Source organism: Sporosarcina koreensis (genome assembly GCF_042655825.1).
Taxonomy (GTDB): domain Bacteria; phylum Bacillota; class Bacilli; order Bacillales_A; family Planococcaceae; genus Sporosarcina; species Sporosarcina koreensis.
In genome coordinates this window covers 142,813-168,242 of the sequence record NZ_JBHSNP010000027.1, presented here as the reverse complement: position 1 = coordinate 168,242, position 25,430 = coordinate 142,813, and the positions used below count along the sequence as shown (strand labels likewise).

Below are 25,430 nucleotides of genomic sequence, written 5' to 3'. Positions count from 1 at the left end.
TCGAACTTATGACTGCAAACATTGAAAACTACTAACCTTCTGATAAATTGATGATAGCGTAATGAAAACGCTATCATCAATTTTTTATTCCAAAGGGGGATGCAAGATGAAATGGAAGAAGTTGAAGTTTGTTGCCTTGGCAAGTGTTGTGGCACTGAGCCTTGCAGCATGTTCAAAGAATGACGGGGCAGAGGGGAGCTCTTCGAAATATCCTGAGCGCAACATTACGATTGTCGCACCATCAGGGGCAGGCGGCGGATGGGATTTAACCGCCCGTGCAATTGCGAAAACGATGAATGACACGAAGCTGATCGAAAAGCCGATCACCGTCGAGAATAAACCAGGTGGCGGCGGTGCCGTTTACATGGCGGAGTTTGCAACGAAAGAAGTGAAGAATGATTACGCGTTGATCGTGAAATCTCCGCCACTTCTGATCAACCACAACAAAGCTGAAGGAAACAGCCCTTACGGCTATAAAGATACGACGCCATTGGCACAGTTGACACGCGATTACGGTGCGATTGTCGTGAAAGCGGATTCGCCATTCAAAACGTTGAAAGATGCATTGGAAGCGATTAAGAAAGATCCAAAATCAGTCACGCTTGCCGGCGGTTCTGCACCTGGATCAATGGACCATCTCGTCGGTGTCCTGCCTGCTTACGAATTCGGAATTGACCCGAAGACAGTGAAATACGTGTCGTATGACGGCGGTGGAGAAGCAGTTGCAGCATTGCTTGGTGGAAATGCGGATGTGATTGCAACGGATGCATCGTCAATTGGACAATATGTGAAATCCGGCGACGTCCGAGTCCTTGCTGTCAGCTCATCGGAGCGTCTCGGCGGCGAATTGGCTGAAGTGCCGACATTCAAAGAAGAGGGCATTGATGCTGAGTTCACAATTTGGCGCGGACTTTTCGGACCGAAGGAAATGACCGATGGGGCTGTCGACTATTGGACAGCGAAGCTGAAGGAAATGATCGAGACGGACGAATGGAAAGCAGAACTTGAAAGAAATGGCTGGGAAAGCGAATACCGCGGTCCGGAAGACTTCACGAAGTATTTGGAAGAACAAGATCAAGTCATCGTGGAACTGTTGACAGCACTTGGCATGCAAAAATAAGGCAGCTTCATTCAGGGCGTTTGAAGTGGAATCTTATAGACGGTTAATGCAGGACAATGTATTTTGGCGGCTTGAACGGCCGCCTTTTCTTTTAGGGGGTGTCAAGGACTATGAGTAAAACATTCGATCGTTATGCAAGTATCGCTTTTTTACTGATCGGTCTTTTATTTGTCATTGAAAGCATGAAGATTGCAAGCAGTGCATATGGGTCAACGGTTGGACCGAAAATCTTTCCGTTGGGACTCGGCATCATTTTGATTTTATTGAGCTTACGATTGCTGTATGAAACGTTCAAATATAAAACGGAAGCGGCTTCTGCGGAAAAGCTTCAATATAAAAAGTTCCTCATCATTCTAGTAGGTGCGGCGTTGTATGCATTCCTGCTGGAGAAGATCGGGTACGTCATTTCCACGTTCCTCTTTTTACTTATCGCATTCCAGACGATGGAACGCGGCCGGATTGTTCAAAGCCTTATTATCGCAGCCGTTTTCTCGTTTGGCGTCTATTATTTCTTTGCGGAATTTCTTGGCGGCTCATTGCCTGGATTCCCTAGGTTTTAAGAAGAAAGGAGTCACACTATGAGCACATTGCAATTTTTGGCTGACGGTTTTGCGACAGCCTTCCAATGGCATAATCTATTATTTGCGTTCATCGGCGTTGTCATCGGAACAGCTGTCGGCGTGTTGCCCGGCATCGGTCCAATGAGTGGAGTGGCCCTTCTCATTCCGGTTACGGCAACGATGACATCAGGCATGCCGACGACCGCGGCTGCCGCCAGTTCCATTATTTTGCTCGCCGGTGTCTATTACGGCGCGATGTACGGAGGCTCAACGACATCGATTCTATTGAACACTCCCGGCGAATCATCTTCCGTCGTCACAACGCTTGACGGCTATCAAATGGCAAGACAAGGCCGGGCCGGCGCAGCATTGGCAATCGCTGCAATCGGGTCATTCTTTGCCGGCATCGTATCCCTGATCGGACTTGTCCTATTGGCGGAACCGCTGTCGAATGTCGCCATCAAATTCGGACCGGCTGAATACTTCTCTTTGATGCTATTAGGCTTGGCGGCGGTCAGCGGTCTTGCAGGAAAATCGATGACGAAGGCGTTGATGATGACCGTCTTCGGACTGATGCTAGGCACGATCGGTATCGACGCTGTTTCAGGAATTGCCCGATTTACATACAACCAGCCGATCCTGTTTTCGGGATTGGAGTTTTTGACGATTGCAGTCGGGCTATTCGCACTTGGTGAAGTGTTCAAGACGGTATTGGAAAGGGACGAAGAAGGTGGGGCGATTGCGAAAATCAATCGCATCCTTCCGACGAAGCAGGATATGAAGGACAGCACCGTCCCGATCGTCCGCGGCTCCCTGCTCGGATTTTTCATCGGGGTTCTTCCTGGCGCAGGCGCGACGCTCGCTTCCTTTTTCTCATATATGACGGAGAAGAAATTCAGCAAGCGCCCTGAAACATTTGGGAAAGGGAACATCGCGGGCGTCGCCGGTCCAGAATCGGCAAACAATGCAGCTTCCGGCGGCGCCATGATTCCATTGCTCACTTTAGGGATTCCGGGTTCCGGCACAACTGCCATCTTGATGGGCGCGCTCATCATGTACAATATCCAGCCGGGTCCGTTGCTTTTTGATGAACATCCAGAAGTAGCGTGGGGGCTCATCGCGAGTATGTTCATCGGCAACTTGATGTTGCTGGCGTTGAATATGCCTCTCGTCCGTGTTTTTGCGAAAGTCATACAAACACCGAAGAAATATCTGTTGCCGATCATCGTGGCGATTTCATTTTTCGGTGTGTACGCTGTGCAGTATACGACGTTCGATTTGTATTTATTGCTCGTATGCGGCGTGCTCGGGTATTTGCTAGCGAAAAACGATTACCCGGTCGCTCCTCTCGTCCTTGCGCTCGTACTCGGCCCGATGATCGAAAACAATATGCGCCGCGCGCTCACGATTTCCAACGGCGACTTCAGCATCTTCGTCACGAAGCCGCTATCGCTCGTATTCATCATCGCGGCAGCAGCATGGCTATTGATTCCGCTATTGCTGAAAATGAAAGGCAAAGCGGTCATTGTGGAAGAAGAAGGTTAATAAATAAACGGATTGCCTTAAAAATGGGCAGTCCGTTTTTTAGATTAGTATAATGGGAATAGTCAAGCCAATTTTATTATTCACGGAAAGGGGATTATTATGGATTTGGGGTTAAAAGGAAAAGTCGCTATCATTACGGGTTCAAGTAGAGGGATTGGTTTAGAAACGGCTCTCTATTTAGTGAAAGAAGGCGCAGAGGTAACGATTTGTGCGAGAAATAAAGGACGGTTGGAAGAAGCGGCAGCTTATATTCTAGAACAAACAGGAAAAGAAGTGTTCTTTGTGGAAGCGGATGTTACAAAAGAAGAGGAATGTGAAAAAATTGTTACTGCTACAGTCGAAAAATATGGACGTTTAGATATTTTAGTGAATAACGCTGGGACTTCTCAAGCCCATCCTTTTGATGAAGTAGGAACGGACCTTTGGCAGCAAGATCTTGACTTGAAACTATTCGGTGCTATCCATTGCTCCCGAAATGCGATACCATATATGCGAAAAGTTGGCGGGGGTGCCATCCTCAACGTAACAGCCGTTAAAGGAAAGACACCTTCTGCGGCATCATTGCCAACTTCAGTGAGCAGAGCAGCAGGAATGGCGTTAACAAAAGCAATGAGCAAAGACCTTGGTCCAGACAATATTCGGGTGAATACCGTGTGTATTGGTTTGATTCGCAGTGAACAGATTGAAAAGAAGTGGAAAAACCAGAACCCGGAACTATCATGGGAAGAGTTTTCTAGCAGCCAAATTCAGATTCCGTTAGGACGTATTGGAAATACGGATGAAGCAGCTAAAGTGATTACCTTCCTTGTGTCAGATGCCGCTTCTTATGTCACGGGCACATCAGTTAATATTGACGGTGGTGCGGCGGGGGTTTTATAAGACCTGTCTTTCTTTGAATCGTGCCCAAAACAAGCTATCGCGCGATCAAAGTGAGGGATCCTGTGTCCAAAAAAAACAGGCGATGGAATTCAAATGAATTCCGCGCCTGTGTTATTATACATCCACTTCAATCCCAATCCCAGTTTCCAACGCTTTCCGGTAAACGCCTTGTGCTACAGCGAGGTCGAAGTAGGCGGCTCCGACAGATTTGAAAAACGTGATTTCTTCACCGTCGCTTCTTCCTGAAGTTTGCCCAGTCACTACATCCATCAGTTCGCCATGCAAATTATCGAACGACCATCCAGGCTGCTCGTTCGCATGAATCAATTCGCCGGCTTCCTCTTTGACGCCAGATTCGTCGTCGACAACAATCTTGCTGCAACGTTGAATGAAAGTGAAATCCATTTCACGCATATGGGGCAAATAAGAGCCAACGCCATTGACGTGCGTGCCGGGCCTTACATCTTTTCCGTCAAATACCGGTGTATTCGAACGGGTGCTGCAACAGATAATATCAGCTTCGCTGACCGCTTCTGAAACATTATCAATAATTTCAATCTGGATGTTTTCATTAACGCCGAAAGCGAGCAATCTCTCCTTGAAACGTTCCGCCTTTGCTGTCGTCGGGTTGACTAGCAGCATTTTTGTGATCGGTCGGACTTCCAAGACGCCGAGAACTTGTTCAAATGCCATCGCTCCAGTTCCGATAACGGTCAGTACAGTCGTATTTTTACGCGCAAGACGGTCGGTTGCGATTCCGCTAAGTGCTCCCGTCCGCAACCTCGTCAAATACGAAGCGTTCATCATCGCAAGATGTTCACCGTTCTTCGCGTCTGTTACGAGAATGACTCCTTGTGTCGTCGGTTTTCCCGCAGCCGGATTCTCCGGAAAAATTGACACCGTTTTGATCGTGGCCGTTTCATTTACCAAATCAGCACTTGGCATGTACAGCACAGATGCGCTATGTTGCGGGAATTCGATGACGGTTCGGTGAGGATTGGCGATTTTGTCATCCGCTTTTGCACGCAAAATCTGTTCAACGTCATATACTGCCTCTTTCATTCCGTACGTTGTTTGAATCTCTTTTTCATTAATAATTAGCATGAAATCGCTCCTTCAATATTATTATTGATCGAGCGCTTCGTTTTTTCGGTCTTTCACAGCCCAAATGGCGATAAGGGAAACGACCGCGGTGAAAATAATATAAAGCGCAACCGGAACATATGAATTGTTAAACTCAGCAAGCAGTGCTGTTGCGACGAGTGGTGCAGTCCCCCCAGCAAGGGCTGCTCCGATTTGATAACCGAGCGAAATACCTGTATAGCGGACTTCCGCCGAGAAAATTTCAGAGAACATCGTACCAAGAACCGCTGTAATCGGAGCCCAAATGATGCCAAGTCCAATGATTGTTGCAATAACGAGCAAAGCGACAGATCCTTGTTTGATCAACCAGAAGTATGGAAATGCATAAAGGATCATTCCAACCGCACCCCATACATAAAGGGGTTTGCGTCCGACTTTATCTGAAAGTCTTCCCATAATCGGAATCAAAATCGTCGTGATAATTGTCGCAATCATGACGGCATTCAACGTTGCAGTCCTCGAATAGTCGAGATAGCTTGTTGCATAGGAAACGATGAACGTGCCGAATATGTAGAATGGTGCCGTCTCGACAACTTTCGCTCCTATTGCGATCAACACTTCACGCCAATGCGTTTTAAATGTTGTGACGAGAGGGATTTTCGGAATCTCTCCTCGCTCTTGAACTTCTTTGAATGAAGGTGTTTCATCGATACCTTTACGAATCCACAATCCAAATAAGACGAGCAATGCACTTAAGATGAACGGCACGCGCCAGCCCCATGTCATGAATGAGCCTTCAGGCAGCAATGTCATGATCGACAATGCAAACGTACCAAGCACCATTCCGATTGTAACCCCCATTTGCGGAACAGATCCGAAAAGGCCTCTTTTTTCAGGTGGCGCATATTCAACTGCGAGTAAAAGTGCGCCGCCCCATTCGCCACCGATTCCTAAACCTTGAATAAGCCTAAGTGTAATTAACAAAATCGGCGCCCAAATACCGATTGCCTGGTAGGTAGGCAATAACCCCATGCCGAATGTAGCAATCCCCATAAGGCTTAATGTTAAAACGAGCGTTTTCTTCCTTCCGATTCGATCCCCGATATGACTGAATATGATACCACCGAATGGCCGTATGAAAAAGGCGAGCGCAAATGATGCATACGCCAATAATAAACCAATAGTCGGGTCTTCATTGACAAAGAAGAGTTGATTGAAAACGAGCGCTGCGACTGTTCCGTATAGGAAGTAGTCGAACCACTCAATCGAACTACCAACGAGACTCGCAACCAACACCTTGTTTAACTGTTTTTTCTCCACATTTTCTTCCCCCTTTGCTATAATTGAAGCACTACTTCAATTGATCGCTAAAAAAAATGAAAGCGCTTTACTGAAATATTGAAGTGTCACTTCAATTATATGTACGTCCATCATAGAGTCACGATAATATTCTGTCAATAGGGATTTTTAGGAGAATGCAAATGACTGCAAATCATTTAGGAATAAAAATTAAAAAAATAAGATCGGAACGGGGCATGACATTGAAAACGCTTGCCGATCGAACAGGCTTTTCCATCAGCTTCCTATCGCAGTTGGAGAGAGGAAAGTCGTCTGCGACATTGGAGTCTTTGAAAAAGATATCGATTGCATTCGATGTGAACCCAAGTTATTTCTTTGAGGAGGAAGACACAGTTACCTCTCAATCTCTTTTTTTCGATCAACGGATGGATGCACATCAAATTTTTTACAAAGACTTAGGAACGATGGTTACCGACCGCGATTTTGCCCCGCTATTAGTCGTCTTGAAACCAGGGCAGACGGAAGGAAATCTCATCACGCATAGAGGACAAGAATTTCTTTATGTAATCGAGGGGACTCTCACCGTCCGGATTGAAAACGAGCTCTACGAATTAGGTCCGACAGAATCGCTTATGCTCGACTCCACCCGTCCGCATTATTGGTATAACTACTCGGATAGTGAAGTGAAAATCCTTTGTGTATCGTCGGAAATAAAAAGTAAATGAAAAACCGGAAGAGGCTCCTTCCGGCTTCATGCATATCGGTCACTCGCTTTGTCAAATGAAATAGTATGACGTCTTTTCGAAGTGGATACTAATAGACTAATCGTGATGCCTACAAAGAACACGGTCGTAAACGAAACGAATAGTTGCGTTGATGAAATGAGAATGCTTCCGATCGTAACGATCAGAATATCAAAAGAGAAAATGACGTATCCGGGATTTAATTTCAAACGTTTTGCAAGCATTTGCGCGAGTAAATCAGTACCGCCTACACTAATGTCGCGACGAAGCATAATCCCAACACCTGCGCCAATAAAAACACCTCCAAATATAGCGCTTAAAAGAGGGGCAGTTCCTACAGCCTCTCCGAAAATATGAAGAGGGTACAGAAGATCTATCATTAATGAGGAAAATAGCAAGCCATGAATACCATTATAAAAAAATGAACGGTAGAAGAACCAAGCTGCAAAAAAGATAGGTATATTTATTAAAAGTAAAGCAAAGCCTACTCTTACATCCGCCACATAATGAAAAATCAAACTAATGCCGAGAGCACCACCGTCTAATAACTCAAATGGAACAAGAAAAAAATTCACACCGATCCCAACTAATAAACTACCAATCAAAATGATAATAGCTTTCTGAATAAATATAAGGACACCACCTATTTCAATGCTTTGTAATGTATATGCTTGGCCATTGCGAATCTTGATTCGAATCAACGAAAAAGCCGATTGTTTCCAAAAGGATTCAATCGGCTTTTTGTCATTCATTATCTTTCACATGCATATCCGTCTTTGTCACGGTCCATTTTTGCCTGGTAGGCGGGATGGCCTTTTGCTACGCCGTTCGGATATTTCTTCCGGAGCTCCGTACAGTTTTGGAACCATTCCTGTCCGCCAGCAACATTCGTGCTCGGCGTAGCCACCGGCTTGCTCGGCGTTGGGCTTGGAGCTTTTGGCGTTGTTGCAGAACTAGCCGAACTTTGCGTTTTCGGTTTCGCGGCAGGAACTGCATTGCTGTCGAATCCTGAATCGGTCGTATAGTTTTCAATCGACCAGATGCCGAGTCCTTTTTTCTTCGCTGCCGCCTGCGCTTCCTCGAAAGGCGTCAAATGACGGGTGTTCGGCGGGTATACGTAAGCTACGCGTGCCAAACCTTCCGAAAGCAGCGTATTTTGTACGCTTTTCCCGTCGACATATACATAGGCGAGCAATCGATCATACTTGTCGTAGCGCTCCCCGATATCGAATTCGAGCGTGAGCGCGCCGCTATTGACCAATTGCCGGTTGCGCTCCTTGGCCTCTTCGCCGAACGGCTGCTTGCCAAGGCGCGGATGATTCGTTTCCGGCGTATCGATCAATAAATAGCGGACATTGATCTCCTTGCCGTTATACAATACTTTGATCGTATCTCCGTCTATCGTTTTCACGAGTTTAACGGGCACATGCGCCGTCGTCCCGGATGTCTCCGTCTTCTTCACCGGAGCCGGTTTTGCAGCGGGAGCAGGTTTCTTTTCTAAGGCAGGTGCGCTGACTACTGGGATATTTTTCGCAGCTTCCGTTTCAGTTTTTGCCTTTTCCGCTTCTTCCTTTTCCGCCTTTTCAGCGTCTTCTACCGGTGCCTTCTCTTCCGGCGTTTCCTTCTTGTCTGTAGCCACCTGCTCAGTCGTCGTCGCTTTATCAGCAGATTCTTCATCGTCTAAAGAACCCGCGCATCCTGTAAGCGCGAGCAATAATCCGACAATCAGTAAAGCAGGTGGCAATTTCGATTTCTGATTCAATTTCTTTTGCTTCTGTATTTTAGTCACTCCCCAGATCGCAATCGCGATGCCAATAAAGAAAACAGGGAATTTAAATAACAATCCAATGAACACCAATCCGACAATAACCATTAACCAACCTTTCAAATTTCCAATCCTCCAACTTTGAATTGCGATGTTTCCAACATTCTCATCCAAATAGTTTTCATGCTTCTGCATGGGGAATCCCCCTTGCAATAGCACTCTATTATTATAGCAGGAAAACTTGTAAGGCACGAGAGATTGAATAAAATGGATATGAATAACTGTTTATGAGCGCCGTTCGTCGTTTTATGATCACTTAAACGGATTTATGAGCGCAAAACGAGGTTTATGATTACTTAATCGGATTTATGAGCGTAAAACGGGATTTATGATCACTTCTCCGGTTTTATGAGCGCAAACCGCGTTTTATGAGCGCAGCATCACAAAAAGACCATACACCCGATAAGGTGCATGGTCGACTTCTTTATCATTTATCTAGATCCCGGTTTTTCGGCTGCAGCCAAGTTCCGGCATCGTCTTCCACTTTCTCCACATTCCGCAAGTCGATGATGATTGGTTTCTTCTGCTCGCCGGCTTCTTCCGAGTAAATTCCTTGCAGTGGGTCAAGCTCATCATCAAAATCATTCGCCTCCGTCATCGCATCCTGTCGGTCCATCTGACTTTCCATGAACTTTCGCGGATCGGGAATGCCATCATGGTGCTCTTGATCAAATCCTTCAAACTCCCTACTCCGACGGGACGCACGCTCCCTGGAAGGTGTGCCGCGAATTTGCGATGGGGAAAGATTGGATGCGGTCGGCTCATATTCGGACCTGTCGAATAAAGCCTCCGCTCCCACTCTGCCGAACAGCAGGTCTTCTCTCGCGACTGGCCTATTGCCCTCGAAGCCATCCGTCAACACACTATCCCGATAATCATTTTTCGGCAAGCCATCCTCCCCGATGCCGACAGGCGAATCGTCATCTTGATTCAAGCGTTCAGCTTCCGAAACCGAATGATTGAACGGGTTCGTTTCCGCCAAATGCCTCTCCTCGTTGATCTCATAAGCGGATTTCTCCGGCTCGCCATCGACATAAAGCAGCCATTTCCCTTGCCTGATCTCCGCTTCATACCGCCTTAAATCCGCCTCATCAAAGCCGACTTCGACGAGCATGCTGCGCACATGATTCTCACCGGAAATATATCCGATGAAACGATCCAGCCAATTCGATGGTGCCGACTGGATATCCTCGGACGTCCGGCGCCTCAGCATTTCGACATCCTCCTCTTTCCGGGCAATGACATACATATTCTCCGGGTCGATCCCTTTATGATCCAACTCCTCAATGGCGGCAAGCAATGCCTCTTCTGTATCGTACAACCCGACAAAGGTTTTCTGGTTCATATTCACTCACTCCTTCTATCAGTAACAACCTACCAATGCCATACCCGAATCTTCGAAATGGGAAACGATTTCAACAAGTTCCACTTCCCGATTTTTAATGAATCCGTACCCGATTTTGTTGTATGATAGAACGTATGGTTTTATTTCGGAAGAGAACAGAATGAATCAGAAAGGAGGATGTCATGATGAACGATAAGGAAGTCTTGGGCTGCCGCCTCGATATGACACAGCGGGCGCGCAAGGAGATCGGAAACTGGGCGATCGACGAAAACGAGCTCTTTTCCATGCAGGCACATTACACCGTCTACATTGAAAAACTGCCCGCAAAACAGGACAACATGGCATTCTCCTTCTATTTCGACCCGGAGCAAAATCCGCAGCTCGCCAATCATTTGAACGAACGGGTCGCCGTCATGGAATGCGTCTACAAAAACGAAGGATTCCTCGCGACGAGCTTCAGAGTGAAAGGGCGGAAAGAGCCTGTCCGGACGAATCGCCGACTTGGCGTCCGCCTGGCATTCGCCGTCAACCGGCGTACCGGCAGTCCGATGCCGATCCAGCTCTATACGAGCCTTCGGGAGCTCCCGATTGCACAAGAACGTTCGGAATACGTGGAAAAGCGGATCAAGAGCTGGGAAGGATACTTGCGGATCGAGGAGAAAAATGCGGACGTCGCGGATGTGACCGCCCATTGCTCAAACCCGGTCGTCAATGAATCGTTCAGCCAGCTGACGATAACGTGCGGCGGATTGGAAGCGAAGGACTGGAATGCAATTACCGGATTCAGCGCAAAGGTGAAAGGTTCAAGCGACGATCTTGGAACGGTCGTTGATGTGAACCGGGGAAGACGGTCGGTGAAGATCGAGTTGAGCCGGAAATACCAGGCGATTGCAAGACGCGGCTCTTTATTGCCGAATGGCGCCCGGGAAATCGTCTTCAGCAATTTTGCGGAACTGAGCCAAATCAGGCGGCTGCGGAAAGGGTTCAAAGATCTGCAGGACGGCTTTGCGGCGAATCCTAATTTGGAGAAAGTACTGTTCGAAGAACGGCCTGTCGTCCAAATTACGAATAAGCGGATGGAGCTCGATTTCCATCATCCGTTGAATGAATTCCAGCGGGAAGCGGTCACCGGCGCGATGTCTGCGCATGATCTGTATGTCATTCAAGGGCCTCCGGGAACGGGGAAAACGACGGTCATTTCGGAACTTTGCCACCAGCTCATGTTGGCGGGGCAGCGGACGCTCGTCGCTTCGCAATCGAATTTGGCGGTCGACAATGCGCTCGGTAGGCTGCTGTCCGATCCGGGCATCCGGATTTTGCGCTATGGGCGGACGGAGAGCATCGAAGAGGAAGGCAAGCGGTTTATTGAGGAAAATGTCGCTTCCTACTGGCGGGATGAAACATTGGCTTCCGTTAATGAACAGCGGGAGAAGCGTGCGGAACGGGAGAGGGAAGTCGCCGAGGAAATTGAACGTCTTGAGGAAAAACTGCAGCAACTTATGACGGAACGCGAAGAAATGGAACAGCGGATCGCCGAGAAAAAGGCCGCTGAGACGGAAAGCAGTGACTTGCAATTGCAGCGGGGTTCTTTGAAAAAACTGCAGTCTAAGCTTGATGAGCAACTGAATTCGCTTGGCCGTCAACTTAATGAACTTACCGAAACACTAGAAAAGCTGGCGATTGAAAAAGTCAGGTTGCTTGAAGAACAGGAAGCCGCTTCTATCAGTCAGGAAGTGCATGAAAGGATGGCCGCGGCTGAACTCGATCTAACGGAGAAACGTAAAAAGCTCCGTTATTTCCAAACGGTCGAGGCGATCGGCTTCGCGGAGATGGAGATCCGTAGGCTAACGGAGGAATCTGCGAATCACAGGTTACAGGTAGGCTCTTTGCCGCGATTCATCGAAGAACTTCCGGACGTCAGGAAGCTTCAGGAGCTGGAAGGGCTTTTCACTTCGCATAACATGAAGCCTTCGCTTCCGACCAGCCTCGAAATCAATACACTTCGCCGTCTGCGGGTTGACATTCAAAACGGTACATATCCGTATGCGCTTCTCGAATGGAAGGAAGTGGCGGAGCGGCTGGCGAATGGCATCTCACATGCGGAAAATCTGCTCCGGAAGCATCATTACCCGGTGGAACAGGTCCGCGGCAAGCAAGACGACAAATACAAAACAGCTGAAGAGATGCATGACATGCTGGATAAAATTGGCCGTTTCTTTGTGAGACCGGAGACGAAACGGATTTTGGCGGCGCCAGCGAATGCGGAAAAGGCCGCTCTCTTACATCGACTTGCCGAGAATCTCGGCTATTTATATGGTAAAGCGGACGACGTACGGAAAACCGCTGCGACGATCAAGGCATCTTCCGACCGCGAGGCTGCGGGGCGGTTCACCACTTTGAAAAATGACGTCATGGAGGAGATGACTGCTCAACTTCGAGAAGTCGAAGCAGAAGTGCTTTCAGCGGAACGTGCCATCGAAAACAATCAGAAACAGCTTCATCAATTGAAGGAAGAAAGTTCCGTGCTTGCCTTGCTTGTGGATGAGCATGTCAATCAGGCGGACGTCGAGAAGATGATCGAGGAACTTGAAAAGACGATTGCCGACTTTGAAGGGCGGAAGGTTTTATTCCAACGGGCTGAGCAGGCTGTCGAGGAGAACGCAACGGAATTACGCAGTACTTCCGAACAGCTGGCGACCTTACAAGAAGTCTTTGATTCACTCCTGAAAGAGAAGGCGGATGCAGTGAGCCGAGTGGAATCTCTTGAAGTGCGGATTTCCGCTTTGGAGGAAATCATCCGTTCCGAACCGGAGAAACGGAAGAAGGAATTGATGGAAGAAATCGATGGGTACTCGGCTAAAGCCGCGGAATTACAGTACGAGCTTGACCGCATGCCGGTCGCTCGTATGTTGCAGGATGAATGGAGCGAGATGCTTGCTGGGGCAGAGGAGTTCGATTTGGATGAAATCCGCAAGCTGTATGTGAAGCATGCGAATGTCATCGGAACGACTTGTGTCGCTTCTGCGAGACGGGATTTCATGGAGGATTATCCTGAATTCGACGTCGTCATCATCGATGAAGTGTCGAAAGCGACGCCGCCCGAACTGCTTCTGCCGATGTTGAAAGGGAAGAAGATCGTCCTTGTCGGGGATCATCACCAGCTGCCGCCGCTCGTCGGCCGGGAGACGATGGAGGAATTCATCGAGGAGATCAAGGACGACTTGGAGAAGGAAGAACTGCGCGGCATGCTGAAGGAATCGCTGTTCGAGCGGCTGTTCAGAACGTTGCCGAAACAGAACAAGACGATGCTCGGCATTCAATACCGGATGCATGAGGAGATAATGGAGACGATTGCGCCGTTTTACGAAGATGGCCAGTACCGGCTGCAATGCGGGCTGAACGATTCGGACGCGGTGCGAGATCATCTGCTTTCCTCTAGTCTCGTGAGACGCGATGACCATCTGCTCTGGTTTGATATGCCGAATGAGCCCGCGTTTTTCGAAGCGCAAGTGAAAGGCGGCACGAGTCTTTACAATGAAGCGGAACTGGAAAGGGTCCGTGAATTGCTATTGGATATAGAGGAAGCGACCGAATCGGCGAAGCGTGAAGGCAGGATGCGGCCGGACGAGAAGAAAAGCGTCGGCGTCATCAGCTTCTACGGCGAGCAGGTGAAGCGGATCGACCGGCTCATCGAACAGGACATCATGCCGAAGCATTTGCATTGCCGGACCGGTTCTGTCGATAAATTCCAAGGGATGGAAATGGACATCATCATTTTGAGCTTCGTCCGGAACCACGAGCAGCCAAGCGGCACAATCGGTTTCGCGGAAGATTATCGCCGCTTGAATGTCGCCTTGTCGCGAGCGAGGGAATTGCTGGTCATCGTCGGCAGCTCGGAGATGTTCACGAAACGTCCGAAAAAAGCTGCGACGAAGGCGATGTACACACGACTTGTGGAACAAGTGAAACTGCAGGACGGCTTCAGGGAGCTCGCACTTGCAGGTTCAGAAAGGAATGGATGAATGGACGCATTGGAAAAGCGGCTGCGGGATGAATTGCTGAGGGACTTGAATGTGAAATTGCTCGAAACGGCCAAATGGTCAATACCGATCCAAGTGGTCGATATCGAGTACGAAACGGTGAAACGGACGAAGATGGACATTTTGATGAAAATGCTGCTGGTCGCTTTCCGAACGTCGCAATTCACTTCAGCTGAAGAATTAAGCGAGATGCTTGTCGTCGAACCGTTGTTCATTGAAGACATTATTGAGCGAATGGTTAGGGCAGGCATGATTGTGAACAGTGGCGGTGTCTATTCATTGACGGAAACGGGAAAGCAGCAGTTCGAGGCCGGGATTTACGTCCAGCCGCCGGAGATGGAGGAGTCGACTGTCCATTATAGTCCGTCGCACGGGAGATTCATTGTAGGGGAGACGACGGATAGTGCTGGGGAGGCGTACCGGCACGCAGTGGATTCCCGGAAGCTGAATGAATTCAAGGAGGACGAGTGGCGGGAAGCGCTCGACCAACTTGATGTCGCTTATACGGATGGCAATGTGCAGCTCGTTGTCCAATCAATTACGGCGGTCAATGAACTCGAAAAAAAATCCGCCCCCTGCATCGAATTCCGACTTCACCAAACCGCCGACGACAGGCTTTATGCACGCGTCTGGAACACGATGACAGGCGAGTGGGACGAGACGCTTGAAAATCAGATCATGGAGCGCGAACTGACGGAGTGGCGGGAGAAGTATTTAGGGTGAGGATCGAATGGGTTTGACTGCAACGGAGTGACCGCCTGAAATCGGGTCTTAACCGCCTGAAGTCAAGTGCGGACCGCCTAAAGTAGTATCGCGACCGCCTGAAAAGTCACCCGAAACGCCTGATACAACATCCTGACCGCCTGTAAACACGCTCCAACCGCCTGAACGAGCATTGAAACCGCCTAATAACCCGTCAACTACTATAAAAAGAGGAGGAAAAGCGTAACGCTTTTCCTCCTTTTTTCAATGATCAGGACTCGCCTCAGTTTCATCCAACGGAATCGGCTTATAGCCCTCGTATTGCCTTTCAACCGCAATCGGCTCATCGCTATGCTCTTTTTTCAGCTTTCCATTCATGTAAAGCAGCAACGCGCCATCTTGTACCGCGTCGAAATAATGTTTTGCTTCATTTTCAGTGAAGCCAGAGTCCTTCAGCAAGCGGCGCACATTTTGTTCGCCGGCATGGAACCCCATGAAATGATTGAATAGATTATACGGGGAATCCTCCCCTTCCCGCAGCGCATTGCTACGCAGTTCATCGATCGCCAATTCGTCCTTCATGACAATATGCAAATCCTGTTCCTCTACACCTTCATGCTTCAGCTCCAGTATTTTAGACAGTAATCGTTCGTGATTCGGAAAAGATCCAATAAACGTTTTATTCATCATTGTACCTCCTCATGCCTCTTTGTCTTCGGAAAATACCCTTGTTGCGGGAAAAGGAAACAACCAAGATGCGTGGCGCTCAGTAAAAACGTGAACAATAGGCAGTCCGGGCGACATAGTATAGGAGAAAGACTCGGTAGAGGAGCTAGCAATTTGGAACATTCGAAGGTTCATCATAATGACAAGCCGACCGGTTTTCCGGCGAATCAAGATCGATTCGTCTGGAATCCGTATGTCGAATTCATAAGAGAGCAAAACGATGTCAATGCAGAGATGATGGCGGCGATTGACAAGTTGGAGAGGCTTTGCGTCAAGATTTTGGATGTCGTGTCCAAGCAGCAGCAAGTCCATCGGAACCGTTATCTTCATTTGCGGGACAGGATTTGGGAAGTCCATGAAAAGTTGAGGTCGGAATCCATCAGACAGGACGCCATACGGGAGGAACTCGGAAAACAGGGAGAAGCCGTTTTCCGGCTGCGCAAAAGCATTCAAAACCATCGGATGTCGATGCGTGAATTCACGTACAATCAATATGATGATCTGCATGACGTGCTGGACATGCTCGACAGGATCAGTGCCGATCACGCGAAAATCGGGGAAATGCATGAGAAGGTCATCAATAAGTTGGAAGAACAAGATGTGCAGCGTAAACGGGAATCGGAGGAAGTGGAGAAGTCGATCGGAAAAATCCTGCTGGCAAAGAAAAGCATCGGCGCGCTGCTCGCCACGTTGCCTCCGACTTATCCGATCCAACAAATTGTATTGGAAGGCGGAACGATTGACGTCGACCATTTGCTGAATGTGGATGAACATAAGGGAGTCGCCTATTTTTCATCCCCGACAGGCATCGTGACCGCGTCAATCGAAAAGCTGGATGCCATCCATTGGTAAGGAGGATGGGCGTTCAAAGTCGAATCGACAGTTCAATCTAGGCCGAAAGTAAATTGCCTGGTTTGGACTGTTTTTTTATGAGTACTATTCATTCATTTAGTTAAATATCATGCAATGTAAATTAGAAGTTAAATTTATCAGAATACATTTGCTTTTTGAATATCAATCTACTATACTGACTGTATATAACACTATTATAAGTCATCGTTAAAAACTTGTTATGCGTGGCGAGGAGATTTCATACCTTAGGCAAAGGGGGATTTTTCATGTCGGCTTTACACAATACGGCTGAAGAGGAACAGTTAGCGCACTTTATGCAACGTATTGAGGCGGGGGATAAGATTGAAGCAGATGATTGGATGCCTGAAGAATACAGACTGACATTGATTAAACTGATTTCCATGCACGGAATTAGCGAAATAATGGGAGCACTTCCCGAGAAAGAGTGGGTACCGAAAGCCCCGTCCCTTAACCGGAAACTTGGCATTATGGCAAAAGTGCAGGATGAAATGGGCCATGGTCAGCTGCTGCTTCGCGTTACGGAAGACTTACTGGCACCCTATGGAAAAAACCGCGGAGATTTAATGCAGGATCTATTCAACGGGGACTTGAAATTTCATAACGTGTTCCATATGGAAACGAAAACTTGGGCGGATGCCGGAATCATCGGTTGGCTCGTTGATGGAGCAGCTATCATTACGCAGACCGATATGCTCGGAGCTTCCTATGGACCTTATGCAAGGGCGTTGCAACGCATTTGTGCGGAGGAAGTGTTTCATGCGCAGCATGGAGAGTCGATCATCATGGCGTTGGCAGAAGGAACGGATGACCAAAAGGCAATGATTCAAGAAGCCCTTGATCGCTGGTGGGAAGCATTGCTCATGTTTTTTGGACCGGCAAGCAAGGAAACAACGGGTTCGTCGAAGCAAGACGTAACGATTAAATATAAGATCCGTACGAAAACAAATGAAGACTTCAGGCAACTCTTTTTTGACAAGTACATTCCGCGTATTTTATCGCTTGGCTTAACCATTCCGGATCCTACTTTTCGCTACGACAAAGAAAGTGGATTATGGTCGTACAAACAACCAGACTGGGAAGAGTTTAAGAGAATCATTAAAAATAAAGGACCTCGTTCGCAAGCGCGCCTGAACCTGCGCAGGTCTTCTTATGAAAATAATGCATGGGTTCGCGATGCATTAAGTGCAACAGTCAGCTAGGAAAGGAGTCAGAAGGAAATGGCCGAAGAGAAATTGTTTTATCAAGAATATGAAGTTTTTAGCAAACGGACGCCGAGCTCGGCATTCCAGCACCAATTCAGCTTACTGGCTCCTAATGAAGAAATGGCACTCGTTTTGGCTCAGGAAAATTTCATGCGCCGCGAACCGGTTGCTGACATTTGGATCGTGAATCGAAAGCATATCCGAAAGATGGATGCAGATGAAAAATTGACGCTTCGCAGACTGGACAATAAAGATTATCGTCTGACGAAAGGCTATGGCTACTTAAAGAAAAAGTGGCGTCACTATGAACAGGAAATCTTGGATGAAAAAGAAATCTTGTCATGGGGAGGAAAACGGAAATGAGCGCAACCGAAAACGTGTTGACCGCGGAACATAAGGAAGCAATTACGAGCTTGCTATTCCAATTGGCGGATGATGATTTCTTGTATGCCTACCGTGGATCTGAGTGGCTCGGACTCGCTCCGCATATTGAGGAAGACGTCGCTTCTTCATCAATCAGCCAAGACAGTATGGGGCATGCAGCTATGTACTACAAACTTCTTGAAGAGTTAGGGGCGGGAAATGCAGATGAGCTGGCCCATTTGCGCCCGGCACATGAGAGAAGGAACAGCATACTGACAGAGCGGGTGAACGGTGAAGGCTATTATATGGAAACACCGAATTATGATTGGGCCTATCAAGTGGTCAGAAGCTATTTTTACACACAAGCAAAAAAAGTCAAAGTCGATTCTTTATGCCAAAGTTCATATCAACCCCTTGCGGAAGCTGCGGTGAAAGTGAAAATGGAACTTTATTATCATAGGATGCATTGGGAAACGTGGTTTAAGCAATTGTTAAGTTCCACCGATGTTGCAAAAAAGAAAATGAATGACGCCATTCTTCGAGTTATGAATGACTTTGGAGATATGTTCTCTCTTGGAAATCAAAAACAGGCCATTGAAAACTATAAGCTGATCGACAATGAGGAAAAATTGAAAGAAAACTGGATAGCTAGCATTAAACCAGTGTTTGCTGCTCTTCATATGGACGTCCCGACAATTCCGGAAAAACTTGCGAATAACGGAAGGAATGGCGAGCATACAGTAGACCTGGATGAAGCTCTTCTTACACTTTCAGAAGTTTACAAGTCAGACCCGGTGGCTTCTTGGTAATGAGAGAGGAAAGTGGTGAATGTATGGCAATTTCTGAAAGCGTTTCCACGAATCGCGTCTTTGAAGTGCTGAGGCGTGTAAAAGACCCTGAAATTGATTCGGTCAGCATTATTGACCTTGGCATGGTTGAAGAAGTCACGACCTCGGGGAACAACGTGAAAGTGGTTTTGCTGCCTACATTTTTAGGATGTCCGGCATTAGAGATCATCAAAAAGAATACAATTGAGGCAATCAAACAATTGCCTGAAGTGGAAGAAGTTGAAGTGGAATTCGTCTTTCATCCGCCGTGGACAACGGACCGCATTACAGAAGAAGGGCATAAGAATTTACGGGCGTTTGGAATAGCCCCGCCCCCGCGGCATGTTGAAGAGGACGGCTCCTGGCATGTAGATTGCGCGTATTGCGGATCGACCTATGTGACAATGGAAAACATTTTCGGGCCGACAGCTTGCAGGAGCATTTTGTATTGCAAGAGCTGTAAAAATGTATTCGAGGCAATGAAACCTGTTTCAACACTACTATAAAGTGAGGAGAATGAGTAAATGGCAAAATTAATCGCACTGTACAAACACCCTGAAAACAAAGAGGAATTTGATAATCACTACTTCAACATTCATGCGCCGATCACGGCGAAAATTCCAGGCCTTCGTGAAATGAAGGTGACAAAAATGACAGGATCTCCGATGGGGGGAGAAGGTAAATACTACCTCATGTGTGAGATGACTTATGACAGTTTGGAAGAATTGCAGCAAGGATTACGTTCTCCTGAAGGGAAAGCGTCCGGGAAGGACCTGATGGGGTTTGCAGGTGATCTTGTAACCTTAATGATCGGCGAAGACTCGTAATGAATCGATTCGACTTCATTGAAACATCCATGAAAGGAAACGGTGTAGCGGTCATCTATTTGAATCGGCCCCGTCAGTTTAACGCATTGAATCGGAAAATGGTCAGCGAAATCGTCGGAGCAATGGAAGAATATGATCGTGATGAAAACGTCCGTGTCATTGTGCTTACAGGCCATGGCCGTGCTTTTTCAGCGGGAGCTGATATTGATGAAATGACTGGAGATGACCCGATCAGCCTTGAACTGTTGAACCAATTTGCGGATTGGGACCGTTTAGGACGCATTAAAAAGCCGATCATCGGTGCAGTCAAAGGATTCGTATTCGGAGGAGGATTCGAGCTTGCCCTTTGTTGTGACCTATTAATCTCAGCTAGCGGAACAGAGTTTTCATTTCCGGAAGTAGGTCTTGGCGTCATGCCAGGTGCAGGAGGTACGCAGCGATTGACGAAACTTGCAGGCCGTACGAAAGCGATTGAATGGCTATGGACTGGGGAGCGGATTTCAGCTGAAACCGCTCTTCAACATGGGATCATTAACAAAATCGTTGCACCTGAATTATTAATGGAGGAAACGCTGAAGTTTGCTACTAGGCTTGCCAATCAACCGCCGTTATCGTTGCGCCTTATTAAAGATTCGGTAAATAAAGCAGTGGATTATCCATTATTTGAAGGGATGCAATACGAACGGAAAAATTTCTATCTACTTTTCGCTTCGCAGGATCAAAAAGAAGGTATGAATGCTTTTGTGGAAAAACGAAAACCGGATTATCAGGGGAAGTAAGGAGGTTGTTGAATGTTTGAGACGATCCGCTATGAAGTTGCAGATGGAATTGCATGGCTCTATTTGAATCGACCCGACAAACTGAATGCATTTATCGCACAGATGAACCGGGAAGTGAAAGATGCAGTCAAAGCCGCATCTACTGATGATGAAGTACGTTGTATTGTCATTACGGGTGAAGGGCGGGCGTTTTGTTCCGGTCAGGATTTGTCGGAAGTAGATGAGAACATGGATCACGGTCAAGTGTTGCGTGACCATTATGGGCCTATGATGAAGCAGATTCGAGAATGTGAGAAACCGATTGTTGCAGCTGTAAACGGGGTTGCTGCTGGAGCTGGATTCAGCCTTGCACTTGCATGTGACTTCAGACTAGTTTCAGAACGCGCAAGTTTAGTGAACGCCTTCATTCACGTCGGTCTTATTCCGGATTCCGGCAATCTCTATTACCTGACACAACTTGTAGGACATGCCAAAGCAACGGAACTGGCGATGTTGGGAGAAAAAGTACCGGCTGCTGACGCGGTGGAAATGGGTCTTGCGAATCGACTGATTCCAATAGATACATGGGAAGAAGACGTCACCACATTCGCTGCTCGACTTGCCGCTTTGCCAACAAAAGCGATTGGGTTGATCAAACGTTCATTAAAGGCAACAACTACACTTTCTTTTGAAGACTATCTTGAACAAGAAGCCCAAGGACAGCGGATCGCGGGTCTCACAAAAGATCATCGTGAAGGTGTCAGCGCATTTATGCAAAAAAGAAAACCTGTCTATTCAGGACAATAGGAGGAATCATCCAATGACAACAATCCAAGAAGGAGCAATAGAACGGGAATCAATGAAACGTGACTACTACAAACTGTTCATTAACGGTGAACAAGTCGATAGCAGCAGTGGGGAGCGCACAAAAATCTATAAGCCTGCGACGGGTGAACTGCTTGCTGAAGTAGCTAAAGCGACAAAAGAAGACGCTGAAAAAGCTGTTCGGGCTGCAAGAGATTCATTTGACAATGGGAAGTGGAAAATAACTCCGGCAGGTCGCCGTGCACGTGTGCTGAACAAAATTGCAGCAATTATGGGCGAGCGTTTCAATGAACTTGTAGAACTGGAAATTTTGAATACAGGAAAATCACTTGCAGCTGCGAAAGGGCAAATTGCTCAAGCAATTGAAGACTTTGAATTTTATGCGGGCGCTATTGTTGGGCACGGTGGATCTGTCAACAACGTACCCGGTCAATTCCATAACTATACGGAAAAAGAGCCGCTTGGCGTCTGTGCGCAAATTATTCCGTGGAACTATCCTCTTATGATGGCCGCTTGGAAGATTGCTCCCGCCATTGCTGCAGGATGCTCCGTCGTTATAAAGCCAGCATCCCTAACGCCACTAACAGCGATTGTTCTCGGAGAAATTTGTCATGAAGCAGGCGTTCCGGCAGGCGTTGTGAACATTCTGCCTGGATCCGGTTCAGAGATTGGCAACTATCTGGTCGAACATGAACTGGTGAATAAAGTTGCGTTTACAGGTTCTACTGCAATCGGAAAAGATATCATGGCAAGAGCGGCAGGAACAGTGAAACGCGTAACACTGGAGCTTGGCGGTAAATCTCCGAGCCTTGTTTTCGAGGATGCAGATATTGATGCAGCCGTCGATGGTTCACTCTACGGTGCATTCAATAATACGGGTCAATCTTGTGATGCGCGTTCACGCATTTATATTCATGAAAATGTGTACGATGAGTTTGTTGAGAAATTTATTGCGAAAACTGAAAAACTCGCAATCGGAGATCCGTTTAGCAAGGCGACACATATGGGTGCTGTGATTGATCAAACCCAATTGGACACAGTGAAAATGTATGTCCAATCTGCAATCGACGAAGGTGCTGAAATCCTTACGGGCGGTAAAGAATTGAAACCGGAAGGCTTTGAAAACGGATTTTGGTATGCGCCGACAATCATCGGAAATGTAACTCAAGACATGAAAGTTGTCCGTGAAGAAATCTTTGGTCCAGTTGTCGTCGTCTCGAAGTTCAAAGATGAAAAAGAGGCAATTGCGTTGGCGAATGATTCGGATTATGGGTTAGCCTCGTCTATTTGGTCGACAAATACTGCAACGACAACGCGGGTTGCGAACCAAATCCAAGCAGGAATCGTAATGATCAACACACCTTTCTCTGCATTCCCAGGCACACCGTTCGGCGGCTTTAAACAATCCGGATTCGGCCGTGAACTGTCAGCAGGATCGCTTGATCTGTACACGGAAACGAAAAGCATCATGTCGTACTTCGGCAGCCGTCCGGTAAATCCGTTCGGTCTATGAAATGCGTAAGGCGCCGCCTAGCCCCGACAGGCATAAGGCGGTTTGCGAGGAGGCGTACCTCAGCCACCACAGCAAAACGACTTATGACCCGAGGGGCTGGCGCCTGGAGCTAGACAGTAGAAAAGCAAAAATATGACGGACAGGAATGAATGCCCTCCTGTCCGTATTCTTTCATCATAAAGGGGAGGAATATGGATGATTCAACGTATCGTCGTGGTTGGTTCGGGCGTCATGGGAAGAGGGATTGCCTATGTCGGTGCCCTCGGTGGGTACTCAGTTACACTTGTCGATATAAACGAAACTGCACTTCACAATGCAAAGAGTGAAATTAAAGCCATCTTTGAAAAAGGAATTATGTATGGAAAAATCACAGCGGATGCAGCTGACAATGCGCGCCAAAAACTGACTTATGATAAAACCATCGCGGAAGCTGCAGGAAAAGCTGATTTAATTATTGAAGCCGTCCCTGAACTAGCTGCCATTAAACAACAAGTTTTTGAAGAAATAGAACAATATGCACCAAAGAACTGTTATTTTGCAACGAATACATCTACGATGAGTCCGACAGAAATCGCTTCTTTTGGTAAACGTCCGGATAAAACAATTGCGATGCACTTTTTCAATCCCGTACATAAAATGCCGCTCGTTGAAATTGTCCGGGGGTTGGAAACAAGCGATGAGACAGTCGAAATCATTAGAGAAGTGGCCGTGAAGATGGGGAAAGAAACAGTCGTTATCAATGAATTTCCAGGGTTCGTTACAAGTCGGATTAGCGCACTTGTCGGCAACGAAGCATTTTTCATGCTGCAAGAAGGGCTTGGAACGCCTGAAGAAATTGATAAGGCGATCAAGCTTGGGTTGAACTACCCTATGGGTCCGTTTGAACTTGGCGATCTGGTCGGACTTGATACACGTCTGAACAACTTAAAGTATTTACATGAAAAGCTTGGGGAGAAATACCGCCCTGCGCCTCTTTTAGAGCAATATGTAAAAGCGGGCAGGCTTGGCCGGAAAACGGGTAAAGGCGTCTACGACTATACAGTTGGAAAAGAGTTGGTTGAGAAATGAGAGAAGTTGTCATCGTGGATGCTGTCCGTACACCAATTGGAAGATATAATGGCGCGTTGAAAGATGTACGTCCGGATGATCTGGGTGCAGTCGTAATAAGAGCGCTTATCGAACGGAACCCGAGCTTACCGGTAGGGAAAATAGAAGAAATCGTTTTAGGAAATGCGAATCAAGCTGGGGAGGATAACCGGAATGTAGCCCGCATGTCCGGCTTATTGGCAGGTCTTCCTGTCGAAGTGGCAGGCACGACGATTAACCGTCTTTGTGGTTCGGGGCTTGACGCTGTCATTTACGCTGCAAGAGCGATCGCGGTTGGCGATGGCGATATTTACATTGCAGGTGGAACGGAAAGCATGACGCGTGCTCCCCTTGTCATGGCAAAGCCGGATCAAGCATTCCCGCGAGGCAATATGGAATTACAAGATACAACAATCGGTTGGCGCTTTACAAATAAAAAGCTGAAAGAAATGTATGGTACAGATACAATGCCGCAGACAGCTGAAAACGTTGCAGAACGGTACAATATAACGCGAGAAGATCAGGATCTATTTGCTTATGAAAGCCAGCAACGGGCAAAAAAAGCAATCGAAGAAAACCGGTTCGCCGAAGAAATCGTCCCAGTTGTCTATAAGGACCGGAAAGGGAATGAAACCACAGTGGATCAGGATGAACATCCACGGCCGGATACGACGCTTGAAAAGCTAGGGAAACTGAAACCGATATTTGAAGGCGGCACTGTAACTGCAGGAAACGCCTCGGGTGTCAATGACGGCGCGTCTGCTTTGCTTCTAATGAGTGCTGAGAAAGCGAAAGAACTGAATCTCGCCCCCCTTGCGAAATATGTTGTCGGGGCAACAGCAGGATTAGAACCCGCTGTGATGGGGCTAGGTCCAATTTATGCAACGAGAAAAGCACTTGAACGAGCAGGTCTGACGACAAATGATATTGGACTTGTCGAATTGAATGAGGCTTTTGCGTCCCAAGCTCTAGAATGTATACGCCAATTGGAGTTGGATGATAAGAAAGTGAACGTCAACGGCGGCGCCATCGCTTTTGGCCATCCTCTGGGGGCAAGCGGTGCCCGAATTCTCACAACACTTCTTTATGAAATGAAGAAACAGGATATTCAATATGGACTGGCAACGATGTGTATCGGGGTAGGTCAAGGGATTGCCGCGATAATAGAAAACGTAACAGAATAATTAATTGAAATAAGTTTTCTTTTAATCGTATAACGATATAATGGAAGGAAGGGAATATTATGATACATCTAGAGTGAACAAAAAGAGAAAGAGTGTGAGGTTAAT

The 25,430-nt window shown here is 47.3% G+C and carries 24 protein-coding genes; 18 read left to right on the top strand and 6 right to left on the bottom strand.

The features are described 5' to 3' along the window. Nucleotides 1-106: 106 nt before the first annotated feature. From ACFPTP_RS13520 to ACFPTP_RS13505, 4 genes are all read left to right on the top strand, one after another. Nucleotides 107-1,120: a Bug family tripartite tricarboxylate transporter substrate binding protein gene (locus tag ACFPTP_RS13520; protein WP_381445802.1), complete on the top strand. Its 1,014-nt coding sequence runs from the start codon at nt 107-109 to the stop codon at nt 1,118-1,120. 110 nt (nt 1,121-1,230) lie between these two features. Beyond that, complete coding sequence (locus ACFPTP_RS13515; RefSeq protein WP_381445800.1) at nt 1,231-1,680, top strand: tripartite tricarboxylate transporter TctB family protein; 450 nt, start codon at nt 1,231-1,233, stop codon at nt 1,678-1,680. An 18-nt stretch (nt 1,681-1,698) separates the two neighbouring features. Continuing rightward, nucleotides 1,699-3,225, top strand: a complete 1,527-nt coding sequence (locus ACFPTP_RS13510; protein WP_381445798.1) for a tripartite tricarboxylate transporter permease — start codon at nt 1,699-1,701, stop codon at nt 3,223-3,225. A 99-nt stretch (nt 3,226-3,324) separates the two neighbouring features. Continuing rightward, nucleotides 3,325-4,104, top strand: coding sequence for an SDR family NAD(P)-dependent oxidoreductase (locus ACFPTP_RS13505; RefSeq protein ID WP_381445796.1), 780 nt, complete (start codon nt 3,325-3,327; stop codon nt 4,102-4,104). 114 nt (nt 4,105-4,218) lie between these two features. On the opposite strand, the gene ACFPTP_RS13500 is transcribed toward ACFPTP_RS13505, so the two are convergent. Together ACFPTP_RS13500 and ACFPTP_RS13495 are read right to left on the bottom strand one after the other, a co-directional pair. Beyond that, the gene (locus ACFPTP_RS13500) at nt 4,219-5,208 is read right to left on the bottom strand and encodes an ornithine cyclodeaminase family protein (protein WP_381445794.1); all 990 of its coding nucleotides are present in this window, start codon (nt 5,206-5,208) and stop codon (nt 4,219-4,221) included. Between the two features lie 21 nt (nt 5,209-5,229). After that, nucleotides 5,230-6,507 carry an MFS transporter gene (locus ACFPTP_RS13495; protein ID WP_381445791.1) on the bottom strand — a complete coding sequence of 426 codons (1,278 nt, stop codon included), beginning with the start codon at nt 6,505-6,507 and terminating at the stop codon, nt 5,230-5,232. Nucleotides 6,508-6,668: 161 nt separating this feature from the next. On the opposite strand from ACFPTP_RS13495, the gene ACFPTP_RS13490 reads away from it, so the two are divergent. After that, a complete protein-coding gene (locus tag ACFPTP_RS13490; RefSeq protein ID WP_381445789.1) occupies nt 6,669-7,211 on the top strand; it encodes a helix-turn-helix domain-containing protein in 543 nt (180 codons plus the stop codon). 26 nt (nt 7,212-7,237) lie between these two features. Here the strand turns inward: ACFPTP_RS13490 and ACFPTP_RS13485 are convergent, their stop codons facing one another. From ACFPTP_RS13485 to ACFPTP_RS13475, 3 genes are all read right to left on the bottom strand, one after another. Then, nucleotides 7,238-7,981 carry a YitT family protein gene (locus ACFPTP_RS13485; RefSeq protein WP_381445786.1) on the bottom strand — a complete coding sequence of 248 codons (744 nt, stop codon included), beginning with the start codon at nt 7,979-7,981 and terminating at the stop codon, nt 7,238-7,240. Further along, nucleotides 7,981-9,189, bottom strand: a complete 1,209-nt coding sequence (locus ACFPTP_RS13480) for a thermonuclease family protein (protein ID WP_381445784.1) — start codon at nt 9,187-9,189, stop codon at nt 7,981-7,983. Before ACFPTP_RS13480 ends, ACFPTP_RS13485 begins: the two co-directional genes overlap by 1 nt. 292 nt (nt 9,190-9,481) lie before the next feature. Beyond that, nucleotides 9,482-10,399: a YflT domain-containing protein gene (locus ACFPTP_RS13475; protein ID WP_381445782.1), complete on the bottom strand. Its 918-nt coding sequence runs from the start codon at nt 10,397-10,399 to the stop codon at nt 9,482-9,484. Between the two features lie 185 nt (nt 10,400-10,584). Between ACFPTP_RS13475 and ACFPTP_RS13470 the strand changes: the two genes are divergently transcribed. Both ACFPTP_RS13470 and ACFPTP_RS13465 read left to right on the top strand, forming a co-directional pair. Further along, on the top strand, nt 10,585-14,421 hold the full coding sequence (locus ACFPTP_RS13470; protein ID WP_381445780.1) for an AAA domain-containing protein: 3,837 nt from the start codon (nt 10,585-10,587) through the stop codon (nt 14,419-14,421). After that, nucleotides 14,422-15,162 carry a hypothetical protein gene (locus tag ACFPTP_RS13465; RefSeq protein ID WP_381445778.1) on the top strand — a complete coding sequence of 247 codons (741 nt, stop codon included), beginning with the start codon at nt 14,422-14,424 and terminating at the stop codon, nt 15,160-15,162. A gap of 243 nt (nt 15,163-15,405) precedes the next feature. Here ACFPTP_RS13465 and ACFPTP_RS13460 read toward each other — a convergent pair whose 3' ends face one another. Beyond that, nucleotides 15,406-15,828 (bottom strand): general stress protein, encoded by a 423-nt coding sequence (locus tag ACFPTP_RS13460; RefSeq protein ID WP_381445776.1) that lies wholly within the window; start codon nt 15,826-15,828, stop codon nt 15,406-15,408. 153 nt (nt 15,829-15,981) lie between these two features. On the opposite strand from ACFPTP_RS13460, the gene ACFPTP_RS13455 reads away from it, so the two are divergent. From ACFPTP_RS13455 to ACFPTP_RS13405, 11 genes are all read left to right on the top strand, one after another. Next, entirely contained in the window at nt 15,982-16,719 is a 738-nt protein-coding gene (locus tag ACFPTP_RS13455) for a hypothetical protein (RefSeq protein ID WP_381445774.1), read from the top strand. A gap of 266 nt (nt 16,720-16,985) precedes the next feature. Further along, nucleotides 16,986-17,939 (top strand): 1,2-phenylacetyl-CoA epoxidase subunit PaaA, encoded by a 954-nt coding sequence (gene paaA / locus ACFPTP_RS13450; protein ID WP_381445772.1) that lies wholly within the window; start codon nt 16,986-16,988, stop codon nt 17,937-17,939. Between the two features lie 18 nt (nt 17,940-17,957). Further along, nucleotides 17,958-18,305, top strand: coding sequence for a 1,2-phenylacetyl-CoA epoxidase subunit PaaB (gene paaB / locus ACFPTP_RS13445; protein WP_381445769.1), 348 nt, complete (start codon nt 17,958-17,960; stop codon nt 18,303-18,305). After that, a complete protein-coding gene (gene paaC, locus ACFPTP_RS13440) occupies nt 18,302-19,114 on the top strand; it encodes a 1,2-phenylacetyl-CoA epoxidase subunit PaaC (protein ID WP_381445767.1) in 813 nt (270 codons plus the stop codon). The genes paaB and paaC overlap by 4 nt, the downstream gene beginning before the upstream one ends. A gap of 23 nt (nt 19,115-19,137) precedes the next feature. Next, complete coding sequence (gene paaD, locus ACFPTP_RS13435) at nt 19,138-19,638, top strand: 1,2-phenylacetyl-CoA epoxidase subunit PaaD (protein ID WP_381445765.1); 501 nt, start codon at nt 19,138-19,140, stop codon at nt 19,636-19,638. 18 nt (nt 19,639-19,656) lie between these two features. Further along, entirely contained in the window at nt 19,657-19,959 is a 303-nt protein-coding gene (locus tag ACFPTP_RS13430) for an EthD family reductase (RefSeq protein ID WP_381445763.1), read from the top strand. After that, on the top strand, nt 19,959-20,738 hold the full coding sequence (locus tag ACFPTP_RS13425) for an enoyl-CoA hydratase/isomerase family protein (RefSeq protein WP_381445760.1): 780 nt from the start codon (nt 19,959-19,961) through the stop codon (nt 20,736-20,738). Before ACFPTP_RS13430 ends, ACFPTP_RS13425 begins: the two co-directional genes overlap by 1 nt. Before the next feature lie 12 nt (nt 20,739-20,750). Beyond that, on the top strand, nt 20,751-21,524 hold the full coding sequence (locus ACFPTP_RS13420; RefSeq protein WP_381445758.1) for an enoyl-CoA hydratase-related protein: 774 nt from the start codon (nt 20,751-20,753) through the stop codon (nt 21,522-21,524). Between the two features lie 13 nt (nt 21,525-21,537). After that, nucleotides 21,538-23,055: an aldehyde dehydrogenase family protein gene (locus tag ACFPTP_RS13415; protein WP_381445756.1), complete on the top strand. Its 1,518-nt coding sequence runs from the start codon at nt 21,538-21,540 to the stop codon at nt 23,053-23,055. A gap of 195 nt (nt 23,056-23,250) precedes the next feature. Further along, nucleotides 23,251-24,123 carry a 3-hydroxyacyl-CoA dehydrogenase gene (locus tag ACFPTP_RS13410; RefSeq protein ID WP_381445754.1) on the top strand — a complete coding sequence of 291 codons (873 nt, stop codon included), beginning with the start codon at nt 23,251-23,253 and terminating at the stop codon, nt 24,121-24,123. Continuing rightward, entirely contained in the window at nt 24,120-25,325 is a 1,206-nt protein-coding gene (locus ACFPTP_RS13405) for an acetyl-CoA C-acyltransferase (RefSeq protein WP_381445752.1), read from the top strand. Before ACFPTP_RS13410 ends, ACFPTP_RS13405 begins: the two co-directional genes overlap by 4 nt. Nucleotides 25,326-25,430: the final 105 nt, after the last annotated feature.